This window comes from Kitasatospora sp. NPDC002543 (genome assembly GCF_053594915.1).
The window spans coordinates 1-4,009 of the sequence record NZ_JBSFWR010000209.1; the positions used below are offsets into that span (position 1 = coordinate 1).

At 71.7% G+C, this 4,009-nt stretch carries 2 protein-coding genes and 1 pseudogene; all 3 read left to right on the top strand.

The window, feature by feature from the left end; genetic code table 11:
* A pseudogene (locus tag ACWD4P_RS37960) lies at nucleotides 1–105 on the top strand (ATP-binding protein); the annotation flags it as partial.
* A 403-nt stretch (nucleotides 106–508) separates the two neighbouring features.
* Nucleotides 509–3,862: a sensor histidine kinase gene (locus ACWD4P_RS37965; RefSeq protein ID WP_449782785.1), complete on the top strand. Its 3,354-nt coding sequence runs from the start codon at nucleotides 509–511 to the stop codon at nucleotides 3,860–3,862.
* 10 nt (nucleotides 3,863–3,872) lie between these two features.
* Nucleotides 3,873–4,009: roadblock/LC7 domain-containing protein (locus ACWD4P_RS37970; protein ID WP_329882915.1), on the top strand; the 137-nt coding region annotated here is incomplete at its 3' end.

Below are 4,009 nucleotides of genomic sequence, written 5' to 3' on the forward strand. Positions count from 1 at the left end.
GGCGCCGACACCCCCGTCATCACCCTCGACGCCCGCCGCCGCGACAGCGCCAAGAGCGCCCTCATCACCCTCGTCGAACACGCCCTCCTCGCCCGGCTCCGCTGAGCCCGCGGGCCGCCGCACGGCCCCGGCCGGTCCGCCCCTCGCGGCGGGCCGCCGGGGCGGCGACGCCTACCGGCCGGTGTCCTCCGGGCGCCGTGCGCAAGACCCGTGTATAAGCAGCGGATAACAGTTCGGTAGGCATTTTGTGATCAACAATGACTCAGTGTGGCGAATCAGCGTCGCTCAGCGCCAGGTGACCATGGTTTTGCTCCGTCATGTCGGTGAATGTCCGGATTGTACCGACGCGGGTGCCGGACGGCGGCTGTTTGTCCCCCATCCCTGCACGTGCTGAAATTCCAGCTACCCCTGGGTGTTTCCTGCGCCGGCCCCTCCGGCGGCGGGTCAGGGTCCCGGGGTAGCGCTGGATTGATCCATGGCCGGCAGTCGGCCGAGAGGTAGTTGTCGAGTGAGGCGTAAGCAGCAACCCGCCCCGCAGCGGCGCTCCGAGCCCCGCCAGGGCGAGCCGAACGGTACCCCGGGGGACCAAGCCGGGTTCTCCGCGTTCACTCCCGCCGAGGAACGCGCCCAGACCCCCGCACCGGCCCCCGAGCCCCAGGCCGCACCCACGGCGCCCCGCGGCGGCGGCCCGTCGGGCGACGGCGGCGGCTCGAGCCGGTACGACTTCCTCCGCCCGCGCAACTGGCGCGTGCCGACCCGCCTGATCGCGATCCTGCTGATCCCCGTGACGATCAGTCTCGTCTTCGGCGGTCTGCGCGTGAACACCTCGGTCGACGGCTACATCAAGGCCTCCCGCGCCGAGAAGACCGCGGAGCTGGCCAAGGCGGCGACCGAACTCGCCGAGGCGCTGGAGAACGAGCGCGACAAGACGCTCATACCCCTGATCACCAAGCAGGACCCGAACAACGAGGTCACCAAGCGCCGCAACGACACGGATGCCGCGCTGAAGGCGTACAACGCCGCCTACGCGGCCTCCGACAAGTCCGGTGAGCTGCCCCGCCGCCACGAGGCCTTCCAGACCCTCGTGGTGGACCTGCCGCACCTGCGGGCCTCCGCGTACAACCCCGAGCTGTTCTCCGGCGCCACCGTGAACGCCTACTCGGTGCTGCTCGACCCGCTGCTGGCCTTCGACAACTCGGTCGGCATGGGCTCCGCCAACGCCACCAGCAAGGGCCGCGCGATCTACGCCATATCGCTGGCCAAGGCCGCGGCGTCGACCCAGCGCGCGCTGATGCTCAACCTGCTCGTCGGCATCTCGCAGAACGCGACCACGCGCTACGAGAACCAGGACGTGATCCAGCAGATCCTGATCTCGGAGAAGCTGGAGCAGGTCTCGATCAACGAGTTCAACACCGGCAGCGCCCCCGAGGACGCCGCCAAGTACGCGGCCGCACAGGTCGAGCAGGCCATCGCCCAGGAGCGCTCGGCGTACAAGATGCCCAACGGCGCGGCGCCCACCATGCAGGGCCTGCTCCAGCTCGGCGCCTCGTACAGCCAGGCCGCCGCGGAGGGCCAGCAGAAGGGCAAGGCCGCCGCCGACGCCGCGTTCGCCGAGGCGCGCAACTCCGGCCTGACCCCGGACAACTGGAACCAGGCCGCCAACACCCACATCCAGGCCCTGCGGAACACCGAGGAGACGCTGCTCGACGACGTCCTCACCGACTCCCGCAACCTGAAGGACAACGCGCTCTACGACGCCATCCTCAACACGGTCATCGTCCTCGCGGCGCTCGTCCTGGCCGGTCTGCTCACCGGCTACGTGGCCCGCTCGATGATTCTCGGCATGCGCACCCTGCGCAACGCCGCCCTGGAGATCGCCGACCACCGCCTGCCGGACCTGGTCGAGAAGCTCTCCAAGACCGACCCCGACCGGGTCGACACCTCGGTGGCCGCGATCCCGCTGCACGGCAAGGACGAGATCGGCGAGGTCGCCCGGGCGTTCGACCAGGTCCACCAGCAGGCCGTGGCGCTCGCCGCCGAGCAGGCCCTGCTGCGAGGGAACGTCAACGCGATCTTCACCAACCTGTCGCGCCGCAGCCAGAGCCTGATCCAGCGCCAGCTGGCGCTGATCACCGACCTGGAGAACAACGAGGCCGACCCGGACCAGCTGGAGAACCTCTTCAAGCTGGACCACCTGGCCACCCGTATGCGCCGCAACGGTGAGAACCTCCTCGTCCTCGCGGGCGAGGAGGCCGGCCGCCGCTGGAACACCCCGGTCCCGCTGGTCGACGTGCTCCGCGCCGCCGCCTCCGAGGTGGAGCAGTACGAGCGCGTCGAGCTCTCCGGCATCCCGGAGGTCGACGTCGTCGGCGCCGCCGTGACCGACCTCGTCCACCTGCTCGCCGAGCTGCTGGAGAACGCCACCTCGTTCTCCAGCCCGCAGACCCGGGTCCTGGTCAACGCGACCCGCCTGCCGGACGGCCGCGTGCTGGTCGAGATCCACGACAAGGGCATCGGCCTCACCGCCGAGGACTTCGCGGAGATCAACGAGAAGCTGGCCGAGCCGCCCACGGTGGACGCCACCATCTCCCGCCGCATGGGCCTGTTCGTGGTCGGCCGGCTCTCCCAGCGGCACGACGTCCGCGTCCAGCTCCGCCCGTCCGGCGAGTCCGCCGGCACCACCTCGCTGGTCATGCTCCCGCCGTTCGTCACCCAGTCCGGCGCCGCGCCGGAGCCGGACGAGCAGTTCACCGTCTCCCGGATCTTCGCCGGGCAGGAGCCGGCCGCCGAGTGGGCGCCGGACACCCGCCCCCGCAGCGCGGCCGAGCTCGGTTTCGACGACCACCTCACCGGCGCCGGCAACGCCGGCCCCGGCGGGTTCAGCCCCGCCCTGGAGGCCGTCCAGCGCTCGCAGCGCCTCGACCAGGTCCGCCGCGCGGCCCTGGAGAGCTCCCCGCAGGCGCCGGTGGTGGACGCCGAGGTCGAGGAGGACTACCGGCAGGACTACGAGCAGTACGCCCCGCAGGGCTACGAGCAGCAGCAGGGCTTCGCCGACGACCAGTACGGCTACGACCAGGGCAGCTACCAGCAGGACGAGTACGCCCAGGACGGGTACGCCGAGCAGTACGCCCCGCAGGGCTACGAGCAGCAGCAGGGCTTCGCCGACGACCGGTACGGCTACGACCAGGGCGGCTACCAGCAGGACGAGTACGCCCAGGACGGGTACGCCGACCAGTACGGCCGGCAGGCCGAGGAGTCCCCGGCCGGCCACCCGTACGCCCCGGAGCCGCCCGCGCTGCCCGCCGCCGAGCCGCCGCGGACCACCCTGCCGTCCGGGCTGCCGCAGCGCCGCCCCGGCGAGCAGCTGGCGGGCGGCGGCCTCCCCGCGGCCGGCGCCGGCCCGTCCGGCGACAGCCCGAACTGGTTCGCCGGCGCCAAGGACACCTCGGCGCCCGAGAGCCAGCGCGGCCACGACGTGTCCTCGCTCGGCGGTTACGGCCCGACCGGCCCGACCGCCAGCGCCGCCTGGCAGTCGCCGAACGACGGCGACTGGCAGCGGGCCGAGCAGCTGCGCGAGCCCTCCTCCGGCGGCACCACCGGCGCCGGTCTGCCGCGGCGCGTGCCCAAGCAGAACCTGGTGCCCGGCAACGCCAAGTCCACCCCGCAGGAAGGGCCGCAGGTCTCCCGCAGCCCCGAGGAGGTCCGTGGCCGCCTCACCAACCTGCGCCGCGGTGTGGAGCAGGGCCGCAGTGCCGGTAACACCGGAAGCTTCCGGATCGACCCCGATCAGGCAGACCAGTCCGGCAACGGACAGAACCGGAGCACCGATCTCTTCGGCGGCTCGAACCACCAGGAGCGTTGAGTTGACTCAGATGAGCCAGGCCGCACAGAACCTGAACTGGCTGATCACCAATTTCGTGGACAACACCCCCGGGGTGTCCCACACCGTGGTGGTCTCCGCGGACGGCCTCCTGCTGTGCATGTCCGAGGGCTTCCCGCGCGACCGCGC